Annotated in this window: 19 protein-coding genes; 12 read left to right on the forward strand and 7 right to left on the reverse strand. The window is 47.5% G+C overall.

Translation table 11 applies throughout. From position 1 onward, the window contains the following. Nucleotides 1–58: 58 nt before the first annotated feature. Nucleotides 59–2,563, forward strand: coding sequence for a bifunctional glycosyl transferase/transpeptidase (gene mrcB / locus HGT70_RS02400; RefSeq protein WP_071431563.1), 2,505 nt, complete (start codon nucleotides 59–61; stop codon nucleotides 2,561–2,563). A gap of 61 nt (nucleotides 2,564–2,624) precedes the next feature. On the opposite strand, the gene hemL is transcribed toward mrcB, so the two are convergent. Next, the gene (gene hemL / locus HGT70_RS02405; protein WP_214194792.1) at nucleotides 2,625–3,911 is read right to left on the reverse strand and encodes a glutamate-1-semialdehyde 2,1-aminomutase; all 1,287 of its coding nucleotides are present in this window, start codon (nucleotides 3,909–3,911) and stop codon (nucleotides 2,625–2,627) included. Between the two features lie 194 nt (nucleotides 3,912–4,105). On the opposite strand from hemL, the gene erpA reads away from it, so the two are divergent. After that, complete coding sequence (gene erpA, locus HGT70_RS02410; protein WP_071431559.1) at nucleotides 4,106–4,453, forward strand: iron-sulfur cluster insertion protein ErpA; 348 nt, start codon at nucleotides 4,106–4,108, stop codon at nucleotides 4,451–4,453. Here erpA and HGT70_RS02415 read toward each other — a convergent pair. Continuing rightward, entirely contained in the window at nucleotides 4,436–5,368 is a 933-nt protein-coding gene (locus HGT70_RS02415) for a LysR family transcriptional regulator (protein WP_214194793.1), read from the reverse strand. The genes erpA and HGT70_RS02415 overlap by 18 nt on opposite strands. Before the next feature lie 98 nt (nucleotides 5,369–5,466). Between HGT70_RS02415 and HGT70_RS02420 the strand changes: the two genes are divergently transcribed. Further along, a complete protein-coding gene (locus HGT70_RS02420) occupies nucleotides 5,467–6,558 on the forward strand; it encodes an SDR family oxidoreductase (protein WP_071431555.1) in 1,092 nt (363 codons plus the stop codon). Between the two features lie 78 nt (nucleotides 6,559–6,636). Here the strand turns inward: HGT70_RS02420 and mtnN are convergent, their stop codons facing one another. After that, nucleotides 6,637–7,335, reverse strand: coding sequence for a 5'-methylthioadenosine/S-adenosylhomocysteine nucleosidase (mtnN, locus tag HGT70_RS02425; RefSeq protein WP_071431553.1), 699 nt, complete (start codon nucleotides 7,333–7,335; stop codon nucleotides 6,637–6,639). Between the two features lie 95 nt (nucleotides 7,336–7,430). Here mtnN and dgt point away from each other — a divergent pair, with 95 nt between their 5' ends. The 3 genes from dgt (at nucleotide 7,431) to cspE (ending at nucleotide 10,992) form a co-directional block, all read left to right on the forward strand. Beyond that, nucleotides 7,431–8,903: a dGTPase gene (gene dgt / locus HGT70_RS02430; RefSeq protein WP_071431551.1), complete on the forward strand. Its 1,473-nt coding sequence runs from the start codon at nucleotides 7,431–7,433 to the stop codon at nucleotides 8,901–8,903. A 131-nt stretch (nucleotides 8,904–9,034) separates the two neighbouring features. Further along, a complete protein-coding gene (degP, locus tag HGT70_RS02435) occupies nucleotides 9,035–10,456 on the forward strand; it encodes a serine endoprotease DegP (RefSeq protein ID WP_214194794.1) in 1,422 nt (473 codons plus the stop codon). Nucleotides 10,457–10,779: 323 nt separating this feature from the next. Then, nucleotides 10,780–10,992, forward strand: coding sequence for a transcription antiterminator/RNA stability regulator CspE (cspE, locus tag HGT70_RS02440; RefSeq protein WP_071431547.1), 213 nt, complete (start codon nucleotides 10,780–10,782; stop codon nucleotides 10,990–10,992). Between the two features lie 113 nt (nucleotides 10,993–11,105). On the opposite strand, the gene HGT70_RS02445 is transcribed toward cspE, so the two are convergent. From HGT70_RS02445 to map, 4 genes are all read right to left on the reverse strand, one after another. After that, nucleotides 11,106–11,483 (reverse strand): DUF3461 family protein, encoded by a 378-nt coding sequence (locus tag HGT70_RS02445; protein ID WP_214194795.1) that lies wholly within the window; start codon nucleotides 11,481–11,483, stop codon nucleotides 11,106–11,108. A gap of 70 nt (nucleotides 11,484–11,553) precedes the next feature. After that, on the reverse strand, nucleotides 11,554–12,381 hold the full coding sequence (dapD, locus tag HGT70_RS02450) for a 2,3,4,5-tetrahydropyridine-2,6-dicarboxylate N-succinyltransferase (RefSeq protein ID WP_071431543.1): 828 nt from the start codon (nucleotides 12,379–12,381) through the stop codon (nucleotides 11,554–11,556). Between the two features lie 103 nt (nucleotides 12,382–12,484). Continuing rightward, entirely contained in the window at nucleotides 12,485–15,136 is a 2,652-nt protein-coding gene (gene glnD / locus HGT70_RS02455; RefSeq protein WP_214194796.1) for a bifunctional uridylyltransferase/uridylyl-removing protein GlnD, read from the reverse strand. Nucleotides 15,137–15,202: 66 nt separating this feature from the next. Further along, complete coding sequence (gene map, locus HGT70_RS02460; RefSeq protein WP_071431539.1) at nucleotides 15,203–15,991, reverse strand: type I methionyl aminopeptidase; 789 nt, start codon at nucleotides 15,989–15,991, stop codon at nucleotides 15,203–15,205. A gap of 368 nt (nucleotides 15,992–16,359) precedes the next feature. Here map and rpsB point away from each other — a divergent pair, with 368 nt between their 5' ends. The 6 genes from rpsB (at nucleotide 16,360) to ispU (ending at nucleotide 21,909) form a co-directional block, all read left to right on the forward strand. Then, the gene (gene rpsB / locus HGT70_RS02465; RefSeq protein ID WP_071431537.1) at nucleotides 16,360–17,085 is read left to right on the forward strand and encodes a 30S ribosomal protein S2; all 726 of its coding nucleotides are present in this window, start codon (nucleotides 16,360–16,362) and stop codon (nucleotides 17,083–17,085) included. Between the two features lie 185 nt (nucleotides 17,086–17,270). Then, complete coding sequence (gene tsf, locus HGT70_RS02470) at nucleotides 17,271–18,122, forward strand: translation elongation factor Ts (RefSeq protein ID WP_071431535.1); 852 nt, start codon at nucleotides 17,271–17,273, stop codon at nucleotides 18,120–18,122. A gap of 150 nt (nucleotides 18,123–18,272) precedes the next feature. Further along, nucleotides 18,273–18,998 (forward strand): UMP kinase, encoded by a 726-nt coding sequence (pyrH, locus tag HGT70_RS02475; protein ID WP_071431533.1) that lies wholly within the window; start codon nucleotides 18,273–18,275, stop codon nucleotides 18,996–18,998. A 130-nt stretch (nucleotides 18,999–19,128) separates the two neighbouring features. After that, on the forward strand, nucleotides 19,129–19,686 hold the full coding sequence (gene frr, locus HGT70_RS02480) for a ribosome recycling factor (protein WP_071431531.1): 558 nt from the start codon (nucleotides 19,129–19,131) through the stop codon (nucleotides 19,684–19,686). Nucleotides 19,687–19,800: 114 nt separating this feature from the next. Then, a complete protein-coding gene (gene ispC / locus HGT70_RS02485) occupies nucleotides 19,801–20,994 on the forward strand; it encodes a 1-deoxy-D-xylulose-5-phosphate reductoisomerase (protein WP_071431529.1) in 1,194 nt (397 codons plus the stop codon). A gap of 162 nt (nucleotides 20,995–21,156) precedes the next feature. Next, nucleotides 21,157–21,909 (forward strand): (2E,6E)-farnesyl-diphosphate-specific ditrans,polycis-undecaprenyl-diphosphate synthase, encoded by a 753-nt coding sequence (gene ispU / locus HGT70_RS02490; RefSeq protein ID WP_071431527.1) that lies wholly within the window; start codon nucleotides 21,157–21,159, stop codon nucleotides 21,907–21,909.

A 21,909-nucleotide genomic window follows, 5' to 3' on the forward strand; every position in this document is an offset into this window, starting at 1 on the left:
GGCCTAAAATAAAGATAAAGTATGTCGCCGATTAGGGCAAAGCCTGGAGAGAGAATCCATGTCTGGGAATGATCGCGAACCCATAGGACGTAAGGGAAAGTCAGCGTCTAAGGGCAAGAGCCAATCCGCTTCACGACGCAGCTCGACTTACCAAGAAGATCCGGATAGCTATGATGATGAGGAGAATACGTCATTGCCTGCAACTAAAAAACGTGGAAAAGCCCCACGAAAAAGCCAAAAGAGAAGTTGGCTTGGTCTACTACTAAAAATAATCCTTGTCGTTGCGGTCATTATTGCCGCATGGGGAATTTATCTCGATTCAGAAATTCGTCATCGTATCGATGGGCGTGTTTGGGATCTCCCCGCAACGGTCTATGGGCGGATGGTTAGCCTGGAACCGGGGATGCCGTTCGATCGTAAAGATATGATCGCACTCCTCGAAGGGACGCAATACCGTCAGGTAACAAAGATTACGCGACCGGGCGAGTTTTCGGTAAAAGGGAACAGCATTGAGTTATTACGTCGTCCCTTCGACTTTCCCGATGGTAAAGAAGGACAGATCCATACTCAGTTGAATTTCGAAGACGGCGAGCTAAGTGAAATCAAAAACCTAGATACAGGTCGCGACTTCGGTTACTTCCGCCTCGATCCGCGCCTTATTACTATGATGCAGTCGCCTAATGGTGAGCAGCGGCTCTTCGTCCCGCGCTCAGGATTCCCGGATCTACTCGTCGATACGCTAGTTGCTACGGAAGATCGCCATTTCTACGAGCATGATGGGATTAGCTTGTACTCCATCGGTCGCGCATTTGTTGCGAACCTGACCGCCGGACGTGCGGTGCAAGGTGGGAGTACGTTAACCCAGCAGCTGGTGAAGAACCTATTCCTCACTAATCAGCGATCGTTATGGCGTAAAGTTCGTGAAGCCTATATGGCGGTGATCGTAGATGCTCGTTACAGTAAAGATCGCATCTTAGAACTGTATCTTAACGAAGTGTACCTAGGTCAGGCCGGTAACGATCAGATCCGTGGATTCCCGTTAGCCAGCCTGTACTACTTCGGTCGTCCAGTCGATGAGTTAAGCCTCGATCAGCAGGCACTCTTAGTCGGCATGGTGAAAGGAGCTTCGCTCTATAACCCTTGGCGAAATCCGAAGCTTGCGCTCGAACGTCGTAATTTGGTGTTACGTCTGCTACAGCAGCAGAATGTGATTAACCAAGAGCTCTACGACATGCTTTCAGCACGGCCGCTCGGTGTACAGCCCAAGGGCGGGGTCATTACGCCTCAGCCAGCCTTTATGCAAATGGTTCGTAACGAGCTGCAGCAAAAACTAGGCGATAAAATGCAAGATCTTTCGGGTGTGAAAATTTTCACTACGCTCGATCCGATTTCGCAAGATGCTGCCGAAAAAGCTGTGGAAGAGGGGATCCCTGCTTTACGTAAGCAGCGTCGCCTTGCCGATCTTGAGACTGCGATGGTTGTCGTCGATCGTTTCAGTGGAGAGGTTCGGGCGATGGTTGGGGGCTCGAATCCTCAGTTCGCAGGATATAACCGGGCCATGCAGGCGCGCCGATCGATTGGCTCACTGGCTAAGCCAGCGACCTATTTAACGGCGCTTAGTCAGCCTCAACAGTACCGGTTAAATAGTTGGATTGCCGACCAGCCTTTGGCTCTGAAACAGCCTAATGGGCAAATCTGGCGTCCAGAAAACGATGACCATCAGTTCAGTGGAAAAGTGATGCTGGTGGATGCCCTGACGCACTCAATGAATGTTCCGACGGTTAATTTAGGGATGTCTCTTGGGCTGAAAAATGTGGTCGACACGTGGACAAAACTTGGGGTTAATCCTGATCAGCTGTCCCCGGTACCATCTATGCTGTTGGGCGCGCTAAACCTTACCCCTGTAGAGGTTGCACAAGCCTTCCAGACGATTGCTAGCGGGGGGAATCGGGCAACGTTATCCGCAGTGCGTTCCGTTATTTCCGAGGATAATAAAGTCTTGTACCAAAGCTATCCGCAAGCCCAGCAGGTCGAGCCACCGGAAGCGGCGTATTTAACGCTTTACTCAATGCAGCAGGTTGTCGATCACGGTACAGCTCATGCGTTAGGTAGCCAGTATAATACGATGCATCTGGCAGGTAAGACGGGGACGACGAATAACTTGGTCGATAGCTGGTTTGCAGGGATTGACGGTAAAGAGGTCGCGATAACGTGGATAGGTCGTGATAATAACCAATCTACGCGTCTGTACGGCGCGAGTGGCGCAATGCAGATCTATCGCCGCTATTTGGCGAGTCAACCGCCAACGCCTCTACAGTTGACTCCGCCTGATGATGTATCGATGATGCCTGTCGATTCAGCAGGTAACTTCGTCTGTAATACGGGAAGTAGTGCATGGCGTAGTTTGCCGGTCTGGACGGCAGATCCGAATGCGCTTTGCCAACAACAACAGCAGCAAGTTGAGCAGCAACAGCAGCAATTACAGCAACAGCAACAACAAGAGCAACAGGGCAGCCAAAGTAATGGCGTTGCCGGTTGGATAAAAGATATGTTCGGTCATTAGTTGATTGAATAGTAAAAAACGCTGCCTCGGCAGCGTTTTTTTTTATCTATTATATTTTGTGCTAGGCCGCTAATTTTGCAAAACTGCGACGGGCCGCTTCAATCGTTCGATCGATATCCTCTTCACTATGGGCTAGGGACATAAAGCCAGCCTCATAGGCGGAAGGTGCAAAGTAGATACCTTCTTCAAGCATTAAATGGAAAAATTGTTTAAAGCGTTGCGTATCACAGCGGGTGACATCTGCGTAGCAAGTCACTTGCTTGTCGTCGGTGAAGAACAGCCCGAACATTGCGCCGACTTGGTTGGTCACCAGCGGAATATTATACTGTTCGGCAGCACGGTGCAGGCCAGCACACAGTCTCTCGGTGAGTGAGGTCAATGTGCTGTGTACTCCAGGCTGAGAGAGTTGTTGTAGACACGCATAACCGGCTGCCATCGCTATCGGGTTACCAGACAACGTCCCTGCTTGGTAGACCGGACCTAGAGGCGCCAGTGCTTCCATGACGTCTTTGCGACCACCAAACGCACCGACAGGCATGCCCCCGCCAATAATTTTCCCTAAGCAGGTCAGATCAGGAATAACGTTGTAGTATGCCTGGGCACCACCCAATGCAACGCGAAAGCCTGTCATTACCTCATCGATGATCAGTAGCGCCCCAAACTCGTCGCACAATGCACGTAGTCCTTGTAAAAAACCTGGTTGAGGAGGTATACAGTTCATATTGCCGGCGACAGGCTCAACAATCACGCAGGCGATATCGTCAGGATACTGTTCGAACGCTTGGCGCACAGAGTCTACATCGTTATAAGTGCAGGTGAGGGTATGGCGTACGACATCAGCGGGTACGCCGGGGGAGTTTGGTTGTCCCAACGTGAGGGCTCCTGACCCGGCCTTAACTAAAAGGTGGTCGGCATGCCCATGGTAGCAGCCTTCAAACTTAATCAGTTTATCACGACGAGTAAAGCCGCGAGCTAAGCGGATGGCACTCATCGTCGCCTCTGTCCCCGAGTTAACCATACGTACCATATCCATAGAGGGCACTAGCTCACACACCAACTCCGCCATTTTAACTTCCATTTCGGTGGGGGCACCGAAGCTTAAGCCTCGTTCGGCCGCTGCAATGACCGCATTACGGATCTCAGCATTATTATGTCCGAGTACCATGGGCCCCCACGAACCGACATAATCGATATAAGCCTTTCCATCGGCATCATAGATGTAAGCACCCTCTGCGCGTTCGATAAAAAGTGGGGTTCCCCCAACGCCAGAAAAGGCACGGACGGGGGAGTTTACGCCACCCGGGATCACAGATTGCGCTTCTTGAAACAGTGTTTCGGACTTGTTCATCAAAAATTCCTGCATAACATAGAAAGAATACCCTACAGTGTAATGGAAAAAACCCCATGCTGTTAATGGCCTCATGGCTTGTCTCTCTTCATCACGGCACGGTTGGTTTAGTCGGAGGCTTGATTGCTACGCTATGCTGACTGATAATAGGCGGATAAGGTCGAAACTTGGCCCTCTCTTTTTGGAGCAGAATAATGAGCGATGACGTAGCAACTTTGCCCTTACAATTTACCGATGCCGCAGCGAATAAAGTTAAAACCTTAGTCGCCGACGAAGAAAATCCCGAACTTAAACTACGCGTGTATATTACCGGCGGTGGATGCAGTGGCTTCCAGTATGGCTTTACGTTCGATGATAAAGTCAACGATGGCGATATGACGATTGAGAAACAAGGCGTCGCGTTAGTCGTCGATCCGATGAGCTTGCAGTACTTAGTAGGCGGCTCGGTGGACTATACCGAAGGCCTGGAAGGTGCTCGCTTCATCGTGACGAACCCTAATGCAAAAACGACATGTGGGTGCGGGTCATCCTTCAGCGTTTAAAGCAGCCCGTGAATTAACTTCGCTTAATGGGTGTAATGCATTAAGCACAGCCTGAATTTTCGGTGATGATTGTTGCTTCGCTTTATAGCGAAGCGTCAACGGTAACCCGTCTAATTGAATATCCGGTAATAGCCATACCAACTCTCCTCGCTCGACCTTCTCCCTGATCAGCCAATAGGGTAGCTGTGCAACGCCAACACCATGGCAGACCGCTATCAGTTGTGCCTCCGTATTGTCTGCAGTTAAACGATACTGAGCGGGGTGCCAAGATTGAGGGTATTGATGGGTTGGGATAAGCCAAGGTTTCATTTTTCCATTCTGGGCTTGATAGCCGACAATATGCTGTGCGCACAGAGTAGTAAGCGTAGTCGGCAGTCCATGCTCGGCGATATAGCCAGGGCTAGCGCAAAACACCATTTTCTCATAGCCGAAAAGCTGGAACCCTTCGTTACTATCGAAGGGGATTTCGCCGCCGATGCGTACCGCGATATCGATTTTTTCCTGTTCAAGATCTAGCAGCTTATCAGATAAATGCAGCGATAGCGTAAGTTCAGGGAAGCGTTGAGTGAGTGCGCATAGCAGCGGTAGCACCACGACTTTACCAAAGGTTTCAGGTAATGCGATCGCGACTTTTCCTGTCGGTAAGTCTTGGCTAAGTTGAAGCGCCGTTTCAGCTTCAGTTAACTGGCGTAGGATCTGCAAACACGTGGCGTAATAGGCATTTCCTGCATCAGTAAGTTGCAGCTTACGCGTCGTTCGTTCAAAAAGGCGGCATGCTAAGCGCTGCTCTAACGCTTGAATAGCTTTGCTGATTGCTGATGGAGAAAGGTGCAGGCGTTTACCGGCTTCAGTAAAGCTGCCCGTTTGTACACACGCAATGAATTGGTGAATATTTTTAAACCGTTGATCATGCATATTTGTGAATTTAATTCAAAAGTTGTATGAAATTTTACCTCAGATAAGCATTTTATTCTCGTCTATGCTAGAGGGATAGGCAAACTTTTGGAGGTTGTATGAAGAAAAATGCACTGATCATCGGTTGTAGCGGTATTACAGGCAGCGCGCTCTCTGCTGAGCTGATTCAGCAAGGGTGGGCAGTAACGGGGCTCTCTCGCGGGCGTTCCCCTCTGCCGGAAGGTGTGACGGGACTTACTGCTGATCTCACTTCTGCGAACGAGGTCTCAACGGCTCTTAGCTCCCAGCAACCAGATGCTGTCTTCTTTACCGTCTGGTCCAGACAAAGTAATGAAAAAGAAAATATCCGCGTCAATGGCGGAATAGTTCGCCATGTTATCGATGCATTAGGTGACCGTCTAGCGGGGCGCCACGTTGCCCTAGTCACCGGTCTTAAACACTATTTAGGCCCTTTCGAAGCCTATGGTGCGGCGGAAACGGTGATAACGCCTTTTAGAGAAGAACAACCGCGGCAACCTGTCGATAATTTCTACTATGCTCAAGAGGACGAGATCTTTGCAGGGGCTGAGCGCTACGGTTACCATTGGAGCGTGCATCGTCCACATACCGTAATTGGTGCGGCGCAAGGTAATGCGATGAATATGGGACAAACCCTAGCAGTCTATGCCTCGCTCTGTCGTGAACACGGATGGCCTTTCGTCTTCCCTGGCTCCCGCGAACAGTGGCAAGGAGTATCTGATGTCACGGATGCCGGTATATTAGCTCGTCAACTCGTTTGGTCAACGGCGGCTAAGAAGGCCGAAAACGAGGCTTTCAATATCGTGAACGGTGAGCACTTTCGCTGGAACTGGCTGTGGCCGAGACTTGCAGAGTATTTCGGTATTGAGGCAGGCGAATTTACAGGCGATCAGGAGACCCTTGAGGCACGCATGAGTGCATGTAATGCTCCAGAACTGTGGGAAGCACTCGCGAAGAAGTATGCGCTACACACCGATGAGGTCGAGAAGCTGGCATCGTGGTGGCATACCGATGCGGACTTAGGGCGTCCTTTTGAGGCGTTTACGGATATGACCAAGAGCCGTCTGGCAGGGTTTGATGACTATGTTTCAACTGAACAGAGTTTTTACAAGCTCTTCGATCAGTTAATCGACAAAAACGTTATCCCCAACTTTAAAAAAGTGTCTGGATAATGTGAGCTTATCGCGACATTTATCTAGGCAGTGTAAAGTTTTTTAGGTAATAAAATCCCGCAGTCTGCGGGATTTTTTCTACTCGTGACCAAGTTTTTTTACGATGGCCTCGACCAATCGCGATGATTGCTCGGCCGCCGTCGCCAAGAACTCGTCAAAACTAAGGTGAGAAGCTTGGTCGGCAACGTCAGAGATCGCGCGCACAACCACGAATGGCGTGGCAAATCGATGACAGACGTGGCCGATAGCGGTGGCTTCCATCTCAACGGCGATTGCTTGTGGGAAGGTAGCGCGAATACGGTCTAAAGACTCGGCACCATTAATAAAGGCATCGCCACTGACCACAAGTCCGGTCACGGTGTGCTGTCCTTGATCAGCCGCACAAGCCTTAACTGTCTGGATTAAGTCCTCACTCGCCACAAACGCTTCTGGGCAGCCAGCCATTTGGCCTGGCACATAGCCAAAGGCGGTGACGTCTGCATCGTGGTAGCGTACCTCGCTTGATACCACAATATCACCTATCTTAAGACTGCTTTCTAGGCCGCCTGCTGAGCCAGTATTGATGATCACATCAGGCTTACAGAGTTGCAGTAAAAGGGTGGTTCCCAACGCGGCCGAGGTTTTGCCTATCCCCGATTTGAGTAATGCCACGTCAACGCCTTGTAGCTTACCTGTATAGATCTCACAACCCGCCAGGTTGAGCGTCTCGCGCTGTTCGATTTTTTCGCGTAGCAAGGTGACCTCTTGCTCCATTGCCCCAATAATGCCTATTTTCATCAGATTCCCTACTAAAACGGTGGATTCAATTATGCTTGTTAGCATAGTCTATCATGGCGTATGAAGAAATTAATGCCATCTGAAGGGAGGAGAAGGTGACGATTAATTTTAGGAAGAAGATCAGTGTTAACAGGCCATTTAATAATGGTCGTATCCCAGAAACCGAAGAACAAATCAGTCGGGTATTTGAAAGTGATCGCGGCCGAATAATCCATTCTGCGGCAATACGACGTTTACAGCAAAAAACGCAGGTTTTTCCTCTGGAACGTAATGCATCAGTACGTTCGCGGCTGACCCACTCCTTGGAAGTGCAGCAAGCTGGGCGCTACATCGCGCGTGAGATATTACTGAGGCTTGAGCGGCAGGGCGGTTTAGCCTCCTATGGTTTAGAAAATTTTGCGCGAAGCTTCGAGAGCTTGGTTGAGATGGCCTGTTTGCTGCATGACGTAGGAAATCCTCCTTTTGGTCATTTCGGTGAGGCTGCAATAAAAGATTGGTTTCAAGAGCACCTAGCCAGCGGTATCCCCGCGTTTGACAATGATGACGTCTCACTCACCTCCCTGATATTACAAATACGCGCCGATCTCAGCCACTTTGAGGGGAATGCCCAAGGTATTAGGCTAGTACACACTATTTTGCAGCTCAACCTTAGCTATGCTCAAGTCGCCTGCATTATGAAGTATACCGCGCCGGCATGGTGGCAGGGGGAAAAGCCCGAAGCTTATTCAACACTGATGAAAAAACCAGGTTTCTATCTTTCAGAGAGACGTTACATAGAGAAACTGAGAGATGAAACACAACTGGCTGAATTTCATCGCTTTCCTTTGACTTATATTATGGAAGCAGCGGACGATATCTCCTATTGTATCGCCGATTTGGATGATGCCGTTGAGAAAGCGATCTTTAACGTCGAAGCCCTGTATGGCTATCTAGCGGCTGAATGGGGCGCTGCTCATGACAAAGACCTTTTTTCGCGTACGGTAGAAGAAGCTTGGACAGAGGCAAATACGAAGAAACGTCGCAGCAAAGGCGATCAGTTTTTTATGTCGTTACGGGTGCATGTTCAACGAGAACTGGTTAGGCATGCGGTGCAGCGTTTTATCGACCATCTTCCCGAAATTTTTGCTGGTAGCTTCAATCATGCTCTGCTTGAAGACCAAGGAGAGTCTGGGCGGTTACTGTCCATGTTTAAAAAAGTTGCACGTAAGTATGTATTCCGGCATTCCGACGTCGAGCAGTTGGAGCTACAAGGCTATCGTGTGATCCGCGGGTTACTTGATATTTATCAACCTATGATGTTGCTGTCTTACGATAATTTTACTCGACTCATCATCGATGACGAGTTGCCTGGATACCCAATCGAAACGCGGCTGTTTCACCGTTTATCGGATAAGCATTGTAAGGCTTACTGTCACCATTTACAGCAGTGTCAACAACTTCCCCATCAAGAATTGATATTATGGGAACGCTATTATCGATATCGACTTATTCAAGACTATGTTAGTGGGATGACCGACCTTTATGCATGGGAAGAGTATCGACGTTTAATGGCGGTTGACTTCGTTTAAGAAGTGTCAGCGATTCAAATATATTTTTACGTTTATACAGGGAGTGTAGCGGGAACTAATTGGTATACATTCATTCTCACGTGAGTGATTACAGCAATGATTCAGGAAAGTAAAAATAAGAGAATCCGACTATGAAAAAAAACACGTTAACACTCAGTATGGTTGCACTTAGCTTAAGTTTAGCTTTTGGCTCGGTAAGTGTAATGGCAGCACAAACGGCCTCATCGGATAGCCAGCAAATGCCGAGCCTAGCCCCTATGCTGCAGAAAATTATGCCATCGGTAGTCAGTATTAGCGTTGAAGGTTCTACCACAGTCAAAAACCAAGCCAATCAGCAATTTCAGCAATTTTTTGGGGATATGACGCCGTTTTGTCAACAAGGCTCGCCCTTTATGAACTCTCCGCTTTGCCAATCTCCTAATCAGGCACAAGGAAGCCAGAAAGAGAAATTTCGTGCTTTAGGCTCGGGGGTGGTGATCAATGCGCAAAAAGGCTATGTAGTCACCAATAACCACGTCGTTGATAATGCCTCAAAAATTACGGTACAACTCAGTGATGGGCGTCGCTTCGATGCCAAAGTGCTTGGCAAGGATCCGCGTTCTGATATTGCGCTTATTCAGCTCAAGGATGCGACAAATCTTTCTGCTATCACGCTGGCAGACTCTGATAATTTGCAAGTGGGTGATTATACCGTCGCAATTGGTAACCCTTATGGCCTTGGCGAAACAGTGACCTCTGGTATTGTTTCGGCGTTGGGACGAAGTGGACTTAATGTCGAGAATTACGAGAACTTTATCCAAACCGACGCAGCGATTAACCGTGGAAATTCTGGCGGCGCGCTGGTGAACCTTCGCGGGGAATTGATTGGGATCAATACGGCAATCCTCGCTCCAGACGGCGGTAATATCGGTATTGGCTTTGCCATTCCTAGTAATATGGTAAAAAACCTGACGGCACAGATGATCGAATATGGCCAAGTGAAGCGGGGTGAGTTAGGTATTATGGGAACTGAACTTAACTCAGAATTAGCGAAAGCTATTCACGTCAATGCACAACGGGGTGGATTTATCAGCCAAGTCTTGCCTAATTCATCGGCAGAAAAAGCCGGGATTAAACCGGGAGACGTGATTGTATCGCTGAATGGTAAACCGCTAAATAGCTTTGCTGCGCTACGAGCTGAAGCGGGTTCTTTACCGGTGGGGACTAAGCTTGCACTCGGTATTATTCGTGAAGGGAAACCCATCACTATCACCGTTGAACTTCAGCAGAGCCGTCAAGATAATGTTGCTTCAGCAACAATCTATGCTGGAATTGAGGGTGCTGAATTGGGTAATTTAGCCAGCAACGGCCAGAAAGGTGTACAGGTTGAGGCGGTGAAAGCGGGGTCTACGGCAGCGCGTATCGGCTTACGTAAAGGCGATATTATTTTAGGGGTAAATCAGCAGCCAATCGCTAATCTGGGTGAGTTACGTAAGGTACTAGATAGCAAACCCGCAGTTTTAGCCCTGAATATTAAACGCGGTAACGACGTTCTGTATCTCCTCGCGCAGTAAAAGTTATCAAGCTTAACGTCTCTTGGCAGCCCAAATATTCCTTCTGGGCTGCCTTTTACAAGGTGGTACGTTCAATAATCCGATGCGGTGCTAAAAATTTATTTGAAATAAAAGTTGCGTAACCTTAGTTAGTCTGTCTATTATAGTCGTATCGGTTTGTAGTACAGACCTTATGTAAGCAACTTTAGTAAAGCAGTCTTCAGTTCAAGCGTTATCCATCGATATCCTTCCTCGAAAGTCTTCTTTAAGTGACCATAAGCTATTTACTGTATAGCAGATCAGATTCGCCATTCTGAGCGGATCGACAAGCAAGGATTTTAACGATGTCTAACAAAATGACTGGTTTAGTAAAGTGGTTTGACGCAGGTAAAGGTTTCGGTTTTATTTCTCCTGCAGACGGTAGCAAAGATGTGTTCGTTCACTTCTCTGCGATTCAAAGCAACGATTTTAAAACCTTAGACGAAGGCCAAAAAGTTGAGTTCTCTATCGAGAACGGCGCTAAAGGTCCATCAGCGGCGAACGTTGTAGCGATCTAATCTACACTTCGTAAGTGATAGTTACGATAGCGATGAAGGTCATAGCCTGAGCAGTTAATTATCACTAAGAAAAATCCCGCCTAGTAGCGGGATTTTTTTATTCTAGCCAATCCCTATTTATGACGCGTTAAGCGATCGAGATCTGCCTCTATTTCTGCAATTTTATTCGATACAACGCCTTCCAAATGACGTAGGTCCTCAAGAATTTTATTCTTCAAGTCTACTTCTAATGGATCTTGCTGGCATAGCTGATCGAGCTCGTTGATCACATAAGCGAGGCTAGGATTAATCTCTTGAATATCGTTTTCTGGGAGATTATCAACGGACTTACGTTGACGCGGGTATTTGAATTTGACGCTCTTGGCAAAAAACTCCCCTTTATCCTTTCTAAAATAGATTTTCAAGATATCGTGATGGGCTTCTTGCCGTAAATTATAGCGATCAATTTCTTCAGGATGGGTGATCCCTAAGCTTTTTAAATTATCAAACATAGTTATTAACCTCGTGAGTTCACCTTTGCCTGTAATAAATCCGATATTAGACAAGAAGCGAGTGGATCAATTAGTCATCAATGCTACGAAGTAGCTCATTAACACCAACTTTTGCGCGCGTTTTCGCATCAACTTTTTTCACGATAACGGCACAGTAAAGGCTGTGGCTGCCATCTTTTGCTGGCATGCTACCCGATACGACGACGGAGCCTGCCGGGACGCGGCCAAAGAATACTTCGCCGGTTTCACGATCGTAAATACGTGTGCTTTGGCTAATATAAACTCCCATCGAAATCACCGAGCCTTCTTCTACGATGACGCCCTCTACGATTTCAGAACGCGCACCGATAAAGCAGTTGTCTTCGATAATGGTCGGATTAGCTTGTAGCGGCTCTAAGACGCCACCGATACCTACGCCACCAGACAGGTGAACATTTTTACCGATTTGTGCACAGGAACCGACGGTTACCCATGTGTCGACCATCGTTCCTTCGTCAACGTATGCACCGATATTCACATAGGAAGGCATCAAAACGGTATTGCGGGCGATATAAGCACCTTGGCGAACTGCAGCAGGAGGGACTACGCGTAAGCCTTCTTCGCGGAAACGGGCATCATCGTAGTCTGCAAACTTTAGCGGCACTTTATCGAAATAACGGGTCTCTGCACCCTCCATCACTTGGTTATCATTGATGCGAAACGAGAGAAGCACGGCTTTTTTTAACCACTGGTGCGTCACCCACTCACCATCGATTTTTTCCGCTACGCGTAGCTCGCCTTTATCGATCGACTGAATGATTTGATTTACCGCATCGCGAGTTTCTGCCTCGACATTGTTCGGTGTGATTTCGGCACGGCGTTCAAAAGCGGCTTCAATAATTTTTTCTAACTGTTGCATCATAATTTCCCAAAAATTCTAAGTGTCTTAGTAAGCAGTGAATGAAATTTAACTACTGTGGTGGGGCTGGCAGCTTACCAGGCCCCTTGAGTTCTTCCATGAATTACATTTTATCGGTTGGATCGAGGGTCTCTGTCAACCTTTGACGTAGTTGCTCGCGCATTTTTTTACTTAATCCACGGCGTTCGTTATCAGCAAGAATAAATAAATCCTCCACCCGCTCACCAATCGTACTGATACGTGCGCCATGTAGCGATATCTCAAGTTCAGCAAAGATTGCCCCAATTTGGGCAAGTAAACCAGGTTGATCCAAGGCAACCAGCTCAAGATAAGTTCGGCGGTCGGTGTGTCCAGGAAGATAGTGCACACGTGTTTCAACGGTGAAGTGTTTCAGGCGCGAGGAGCTGCGCCTCGTTTTTGCTGCTGACCATGTTTCTTGGCGTAAAGACTGGGTGAGACCCTGAATGATTGAGGTGTGTCTGTCAGGGGCAAGTGGGCTTCCCTCAGGTTCGAGGACGATGAAGGTATCCATGGCCATTCCATCACGATTAGTAAAAATCTGTGCGTCATGAACACTCAGGTTGCGCCTATCGAGTTCTCCGGCGACGGTGGCGAAGAGGTAAGCTCGGTCAGGGCTCCAAATAAAAATTTCCGTCCCACCACGTGCCGATTGCGGGCTAATTAGCACTAACGGCTCGTGTAAAGGATGATCGAGCAGATGCTGAGCGTGCCATGCGAGTTGGGTTGGCGTATGGCGTAAAAAGTAATCTGCCCGGCAGCGATTCCATAAATGAAAAAGCCGATTTTCGTTCACATCGTTCATACGCAGTAAGGCTAATGCTTGCTGACGATTATGACGGACGCGTGAGCGTAGGTCGGGCCGTTTATCTTTACCACGACGTAGTTGCTTTTCGGTTGCAAAGAAGAGTTCACGTAATAGGCTTTGCTTCCAGCTATTCCAAAGACTCTCATTCGTGGCACAAATATCAGCGACAGTCAGACAAGTCAGGAACTTTAGCTGGCGTTCATTACCCATTACCTCAGAAAATTGGCGAATGACTTCCGGGTCCTGAATATCTCGCCGCTGTGCGGTCACTGACATTAAGAGATGATGCTCGACCAGCCAAGCGATTAACTCACTATCGCGTGAGTTAAGCTGATGAAGCTTTGCGAAAGCATAAACATCTTCTGCCCCCAGTAGGCTATGATCCCCCCCTCGGCCCTTGGCTATATCGTGGAAGATAGCGGCAATAATTAAAATTAGCGGGTTGGAGGAGCGCTGCCAAATTTCGACACAGAGCGGGTGCTGAGGCCGAACCTCTTCCCGGCCAAAGCTTTCGAGCTTTTGCAGTACGCGCATGGTGTGCTCATCGACCGTATAGGCATGAAACAGGTCAAACTGCATTTGGCCGACGATGGATTCCCATTGCGGTAAGTATGCCGCGAGCACGCCATGGTGATGCATCGGCATCAATGCTCGACTTACCGCGCCGCTACTCCCTAAAATTTCGAGAAACAAAGGTCTGGCAGCCGCGTTATTACAGAGGGGGTTTTCCAGTTGCTGTAGGGCTAGCCGAAGTTGACGCAGCGTTGCCGAGTAGATACCCGTAATCTCGGGCCGCCGAACCATAACCAAAAACATCTTTAAGATATTTTCAGGTTTTTTAGTGAAACTCTGGCTATCCCTTAGCTCAATCAGATCACCCCTCAACCGGAACAGGTCGTCGATAGGGCGCGGGCGTTCAGTGGTCGGTAGGGTAAGAATAGCCTCATCAAACAACTGTAATAGCATCGTATTTAGCTCACGGATACGGCGCGTTACACGATAATAGTCTTTCATCATCTTCTCGACAGGGGCATTACCCTCACCGAGATAATTGAGGCGCGTTGCGACAGACAGTTGTCGATCAAATAACAACCGATTGTCATAGCGAGTGAGTGTCTGATGTAACGCAAAGCGTAAACGCCACAGGAAGGTTTGGCATTCTTTGAGTTCATCGCGTTCTTCGGTAGTAAGGAAACCAAATTGCACCATATTATCAAGGGATGTCGCGCCAAAATGGCGATGCGCGACCCACTGTAACATATGGATATCGCGTAACCCCCCTGGGCTACTTTTGATATCGGGTTCTAAATTGTAACTGGTTCCGTGATAGCGAAGATGGCGATCGTTTTGCTCTTTGATCTTGGCGGAGAAGAAATGAACCGAAGGCCAGAATTCTTCGCTAAATATATTTTTCTGCAGCTCAAGAAAAAGAGAGACGTCGCCGACGAGCATTCTTGACTCAATTAAGTTAGTCGCAATCGTTAAATCAGCGAGTCCTTCAGTAATACACTCGTCCAGCGTCCGCACACTCTGTCCGACTTCTAATTTCACATCCCATAATAGGGTGATCAAGGCGCTAACTTGTTGAGCTTGATGGTCATTTAAAGGGCGGCGGCTAATAATCAAAAGATCGATATCAGAGAGAGGCAGAAGCTCTTCCCGACCATAGCCGCCGACTGCAATAAGCGTTAACTCCGGTGAGTCGCTCAATTGGTAGAAGGACCAGAGACGCTGTAAAAGTCGGTCGATAAAATGGCTGCGTGCCGTAATTAATTCTTCGACGGGAACACCTTGATCAAAGGCTTCAGCGGAGAGTTGTTGAAAATGGTCAAGAGAGGCTTTGATGACTTCACGTTGCAATTGAGGGGCATGCCAACTGTCGGGAGCGTGGAGTAGTGTGGCCAACGCTTGAGGAATAGGATCGCTCATTAAGTCATTCTCATCATAAAAAAAGCCGGCATCGCGCCGGCTTATGATTATTTAGCAAGATCTTACTTAGTTGACTAATACCGCGGGTAGGGTTTCATCTTTACGAAGCGTTAAAATCTCACAGCCAGTGTCTGTGACCACAATAGTATGCTCGTACTGCGCAGACAAGCTCCGATCTTTAGTTTTTACCGTCCAACCATCTTTCATGCTACGGATGCGATAATCACCCGCGTTGACCATTGGCTCAATGGTGAAAGTCATACCTGTCTGTAACACCACACCTTGGTCATCAGCATCGTAGTGTAAGACTTGAGGTTCTTCATGGAACCCTTTACCAATACCGTGGCCACAATATTCACGTACGACCGAAAAGTTCTGGGCTTCGACGAATTTCTGGATTTCTTTCCCCAGGGTTCGTAGGCGAATACCTGGTTTCACTAGACGTAATGCAAGATACAGGCTCTCTTGCGTAATTTTGCAAAGGCGCTCGCCTAAGATCGTGGGCTTACCAACGATAAACATCATTGAGGTATCACCATGATATTCATCTTTGATCACCGTAACGTCGATATTGACGATATCACCTTCTTTCAGGAGGCGCTCATCGCTAGGGATGCCGTGACAAACCACCTCGTTGATCGAGATACATACTGATTTGGGAAAACCGTGATAGCCCAAGCAGGCAGAGACAGCCTGTTGTTGCTCTGTAATATAGTTGGCACAGATTTTGTCTAGTTCACCAGTAGAAATACCGGGTTTGACATGAGCGCCGATCATCTCCAGCACTTCTGCCGCGAGGCGTCCTGCCACGCGCATTTTTTCAATTTCTTCAGGTGTTTTAATTGAGATAGCCATAAGTTTTGGTTCCAATAGTAGCCAGAAGTCTCAACACTGGCGATTGCGCAATAATTATTACCTATGTTAACAGGACGCCCCTACGCTGCCAATACACAGGCGGTAGAGCAGGAGAGGGGGCGCTAAAAATCGAACAAAATATAGCACTAGGCAGCGATTTATGGTATAAAGCGCGCCGATGATTCTTTAACTCTCCTAGTGAAAGATAAAGGATCACTTACACTCGTATGTGAAAGGTGGTTTTCGCAGTTTACTGTGAAGGTCAAACCAAAACACACATGTACCGACACATACTCCGGGGTGCCTGCAAAGGTCGGTGGTATGGGGTACATGGAGGCTCAACCCCAATTAAAATTTTAGAGGTTATAATGGCAACTGTTTCAATGCGCGATATGCTGAAGGCTGGTGTTCACTTCGGTCACCAAACTCGTTACTGGAATCCAAAAATGAAACCTTTCATTTTCGGTGCACGTAATAAAGTTCACATCATCAACCTTGAGCAAACCGTACCAATGTTCAACGACGCTCTGGCTGAGTTGCACAAGATTTCTTCTCGTAAAGGGAAAATCTTAATGGTTGGTACTAAGCGCGCAGCAAGCGAAGCTGTTAAAGAAGCAGCACTAAGCTGTGACCAGTACTTCGTTAACCATCGCTGGTTAGGTGGTATGCTGACTAACTGGAAAACGGTTCGTCAGTCAATCAAACGCCTGAAAGATCTTGAATCACAATCACAAGACGGTACTTTCGATAAGTTAACTAAGAAAGAAGCGTTAATGCGTGGTCGTGAGCTGGCTAAACTGGAAAACAGCTTAGGCGGTATCAAAGACATGGGCGGCCTGCCTGATGCACTATTCGTTATCGATGCTGATCACGAGCACATCGCAATCAAAGAAGCAAACAACTTAGGTATTCCAGTATTTGCTATCGTTGATACCAACTCTGATCCAGATGGTGTTGATTACATCATCCCTGGTAACGACGATGCGATTCGTGCAGTGACCCTGTACCTGACCGCTGTAGCGACTACTGTTCGTGAAGCGCGTTCACAAGATCTGGCTGCTCAAGCAGAAGCTGCATCTTTAGAAAACGCCTGATAATCTTTACTCGAAAGAGTACTGGCATCAGATGTAATCTGTCAGGGGCCAGCAATGGCCCCTTCGTATATTTGATGTATTGACCGTTCTAGTGAACGTTTGATACATAATCTCTCCTACGAAAATGATGCTGTTTATACTCCCTATCGGAAATAAACAGATCACAGTTAACCGAGGAAAATAGAATGGCTGAAATTACCGCTGCTCTGGTAAAAGAACTGCGTGAGCGTACTGGCGCAGGCATGATGGATTGTAAAAAAGCGCTGACCGAAGCGAGTGGCGACATTGAGCTTGCAATCGAGAATATGCGTAAATCTGGTGCGATCAAAGCGGCTAAGAAAGCCGGTAACGTAGCAGCAGATGGCGTGATTAAAACTAAGATTGTTGGCGACTACGCTGTAATCTTAGAAGTTAACTGCCAAACTGACTTCGTTGCTAAAGATACTGGTTTCCAAGCGTTCGCTGATAAAGTCTTAGACGCAGCAGCCGCTGATAAAGTCACTGATGTTGAAGTGTTGAAAGCGCAATTCGAAGAAGAGCGCGTTGCACTGGTCGCTAAGATCGGTGAAAACATCAACATCCGTCGTGTTGCTGTATTAGAAGGCGACGTTTTAGGTAGCTACCTGCACGGTGCTCGTATCGGTGTTGTTGTGGCAGCAACCGGTGCAGACGAAGAGCTGGTTAAGCAAATCGCTATGCATATCGCAGCAAGCAAGCCAGAATTCGTTAAGCCTGAAGATGTATCTGCTGAAGTTGTTGAGAAAGAGTACCAAGTACAACTCGACATCGCGATGCAATCTGGCAAGCCTAAAGAAATCGCAGAAAAAATGGTTAAAGGCCGTATGGAGAAGTTCACCGGTGAAGTTTCACTGACTGGACAAAGCTTCGTTATGGACCCAAGCAAAACCGTAGGTCAGCTGCTGAAAGAAAAAGGCGCTGATGTGACTGGCTTTATCCGCTTCGAAGTGGGTGAAGGCATTGAGAAAGTTGAGACTGATTTCGCTGCTGAAGTTGCAGCAATGTCTAAGCAATCTTAATACTGAAAAGAACCGCCAGCTGGGCGGTTCTTTTTTATGCACAGTAAAATATCTGATTTTTTTGATCCTTTATTTTTGTTATAAAAAATATGGGATGATTAACCTGCAATACACTTCTATTATTCAGCCAATTTCTGGGAATAAACTATTATGGCGACGAACGCAAAACCTGTATATCAACGTATTCTTCTAAAACTGAGTGGTGAGGCCCTACAAGGTACTGACGGTTTCGGTATTGACGCGAGTATTCTCGATCGTATGGCGCAGGAAGTTAAAGAATTAGTCGAACTTGGTATTCAGGTTGGAGTCGTTATTGGTGGCGGCAATTTATTTCGTGGTGCTGGTTTGGCAAAAGCAGGAATGAACCGCGTGGTCGGCGATCACATGGGAATGTTGGCGACGGTCATGAATGGCTTGGCAATGCGTGATGCCTTACACCGTGCCTACGTTAACGCGCGCTTAATGTCTGCTATTCCGCTTAACGGTGTTTGTGATAATTACAGCTGGGCTGAAGCAATCAGCTTACTACGCCAGAATAAAGTCGTTATTTTCTCAGCGGGTACAGGTAATCCGTTCTTCACCACTGACTCAGCGGCTTGTCTACGTGGAATTGAAATCGAAGCTGATGTCGTACTGAAAGCAACTAAAGTCGATGGCGTCTATTCTGCTGACCCAGTCCAATTCCCTGACGCGGTAATGCATGAGAATCTGAGCTACCAAGATGTGCTTGAACGTGAATTAAAAGTTATGGACCTCGCCGCGTTTACGCTGGCTCGTGACCACAACCTACCAATCCGCGTCTTTAACATGAATAAACCTGGCGCACTGCGCCGCGTCGTCATGGGTGAGAATGAAGGAACATTAATCTCACAATAATTCCTGTCGCCTAAAAAATAAGGTATATTCTCGTTTATATAGGCATGTTCGGGACTGTCGACCAGCGTCGCAGGACAGTGAATTACTCCGAATGTTACCGGGGCGCATTAACTAATCCAAGGGTTTTAAAGTGATTAACGATATCAAAAAAGATGCTGAAGTACGCATGGACAAATGTGTTGAAGCATTCAAAACTACAATCAGCAAAATTCGAACTGGGCGCGCTTCGCCGTCACTGCTTGATGGTATTGTCGTGGAATACTATGGAACGCCCACGCCTCTTCGTCAGCTCGCGAGCGTTACAGTTGAAGACTCCCGTACGCTGAAGATCAACGTGTTTGATCGTTCAATGAGTGCTGCGGTAGAAAAAGCGATCATGGCTTCAGACCTAGGGCTTAATCCAAGCTCCGCTGGCGCTGATATTCGTGTCCCACTACCAGCACTGACTGAAGAGCGTCGTAAAGACTTAATCAAAATTGTTCGTGCCGAAGCCGAACAAGGTCGTGTCTCTGTACGTAACGTGCGCCGCGACGCGAACGATAAAGTTAAAGCTCTTCTTAAAGATAAAGAAATTAGCGAAGACGATGATCGTCGCTCTCAAGATGATGTTCAAAAGTTGACTGATGTGAGTATCAAAAAAGTCGACGCAGCATTAGCGGATAAAGAGAAAGAACTTCTCGATTTCTAGCATTGCTTTGCTGTCCATAACGCCGTAATGGAGACTCAGTTAATGGGGCTCTTTGCGGCGTTTTGTTTATGTTTAGGTGGTGTGTTCTCACCTCACTGAGAGAATGGAAAATCAATGCAACGACTGACGATACTCGGATCAACGGGCTCAATAGGCACAAATACCCTGGATGTGGTGAGAGAAAACCCAGAACGCTATCAAGTAATCGCGTTGGTAGGCGGGAATAATGTTGCACTCATGGCCGAGCAATGTAACGAATTTCATCCCCAGTATGTTGCGATGGCTGACGAAACGGCAGCTCGTGAATTACGTGAACGTTTAGTTGCATTGAAATTGAATATAGATATCTCATATGGGATCGAAGCCGCTTCACAGCTAGCTGCTTTGCCCGATGTCGACCAAGTCATGTCAGCGATTGTTGGCGCATCAGGGCTGCTCCCTACGCTCGCTGCAATTAAGGCAAGTAAACGTGTCCTATTAGCGAACAAAGAGTCGTTAGTGACTTGCGGTAAGTTATTCATGGATGCAGTACAGCAGCATAATGCTCAATTGTTACCTGTGGATAGCGAGCACAATGCTATTTTTCAGAGCCTTCCGGAGCTATTGCAGCAGCAATTAGGTTATGGTGATCTGACGACGAACGGGGTTGATTCGATTATTTTGACTGGCTCAGGCGGTCCCTTTCGAGAGACCCCAATTAATGAGCTAAAAGATAAGACACCAGACCAAGCCTGCGCCCATCCTAACTGGTCTATGGGAAGAAAAATCTCTGTTGATTCCGCGACAATGATGAACAAAGGACTGGAATACATTGAGGCGAGATGGCTGTTCAACGCTCAACGCTCGCAAATGGAAGTGATTATTCATCCTCAATCTGTGATCCACTCAATGGTACGCTACCGAGACGGCAGCGTGATTGCACAGTTGGGAACCCCAGATATGAAAACCCCTATCGCCCACTCAATGGCTTGGCCGAATCGTGTCAGGACTGGGGGGAAGCCGCTTGACTTCACACAGCTGCAACCTCTGACCTTTATGCAGCCTGATTTCGAGCGCTATCCTTGCTTAGCGCTTGCGATGACGGCCTGCGACCAAGGGCAATCATATACTACCGCATTGAATGCCGCTAATGAGGTCGCCGTTGCTGCTTTTTTAGCGGGGCGCATCTCTTTTTCCGATATTGCTGCGATCAATACAGATATCATCAATCGTATCTCTTTCGGCGAGCCTAGCTGTATTGAAGATGTACTACAGATCGATGTAGAGAGCCGTACCTTAACGAACGAACAGATCAAACGACAATTTTGAGCCAATCCTTCAGGTGACAGATTTGTCGCCCTATAAGGAAAATGGTATAGTCGCTCGCCATCTTTCTAAGATTCGATTCTAGGTTCAGGCTGTTTGGAACGAAGATATTGGGAAGAGCGAAGATTACCACGATGTGTTTTTTTAATGAGAGTAAAGCCCGATATGTTGTCACAAGGCCAAAATGAAGCAGAATGGCTGCCTCAAGTTTTACCTAAGCACGTTGCTATTATCATGGACGGTAACGGGCGTTGGGCAAAAAACCGTGGTAAATTGAGAATGTCCGGCCACAAGGCTGGCGCAAAAGCGGTGAGGAAAGCAGTACGTTTCGCGGCAAACCAGCATCTCGCGGCGCTTACGCTCTACGCATTCAGTAGCGAAAATTGGAGCCGTCCAGCCCAAGAAGTTACGGCGTTAATGGAGCTGTTTATTTGGGCCTTGGAAAGCGAAGTAAAATCACTACATAAGAATAATGTACGCTTACGCGTTATTGGCGACACCTCCGGTTTTAACCAAAAGATTCAAGATCGTATCGCAAAAGCGGAACGGCTTACTGCAGAGAATAGTGGGCTAACCTTAAATATAGCGGCTAACTACGGCGGACGCTGGGATGTCGTTAACGGTGTAAAGCAGCTAGCAGAACAAGTGAAGATGGGAGTATTGCAACCAGAAAATATTACGGAAGATAGGTTGAACTCTCAGCTCTGCCTCTCGGACTTGCCTGCGGTCGATCTAGTGATTAGGACAGGCGGTGAGTATCGAATTAGTAATTTTTTGATATGGCAAGTAGCGTATGCTGAGTTCTATTTTAGCCCGGTGCTTTGGCCCGATTTTGATGAACAAGAATTTCAAGGTGCTTTAGATGCCTTTACTCAGCGAGAACGCCGATTTGGTGGCGTGGTATCTAATGAATCCTAA

The organism is Rosenbergiella collisarenosi (assembly GCF_018494085.1).
Classification (GTDB): domain Bacteria; phylum Pseudomonadota; class Gammaproteobacteria; order Enterobacterales; family Enterobacteriaceae; genus Rosenbergiella; species Rosenbergiella collisarenosi.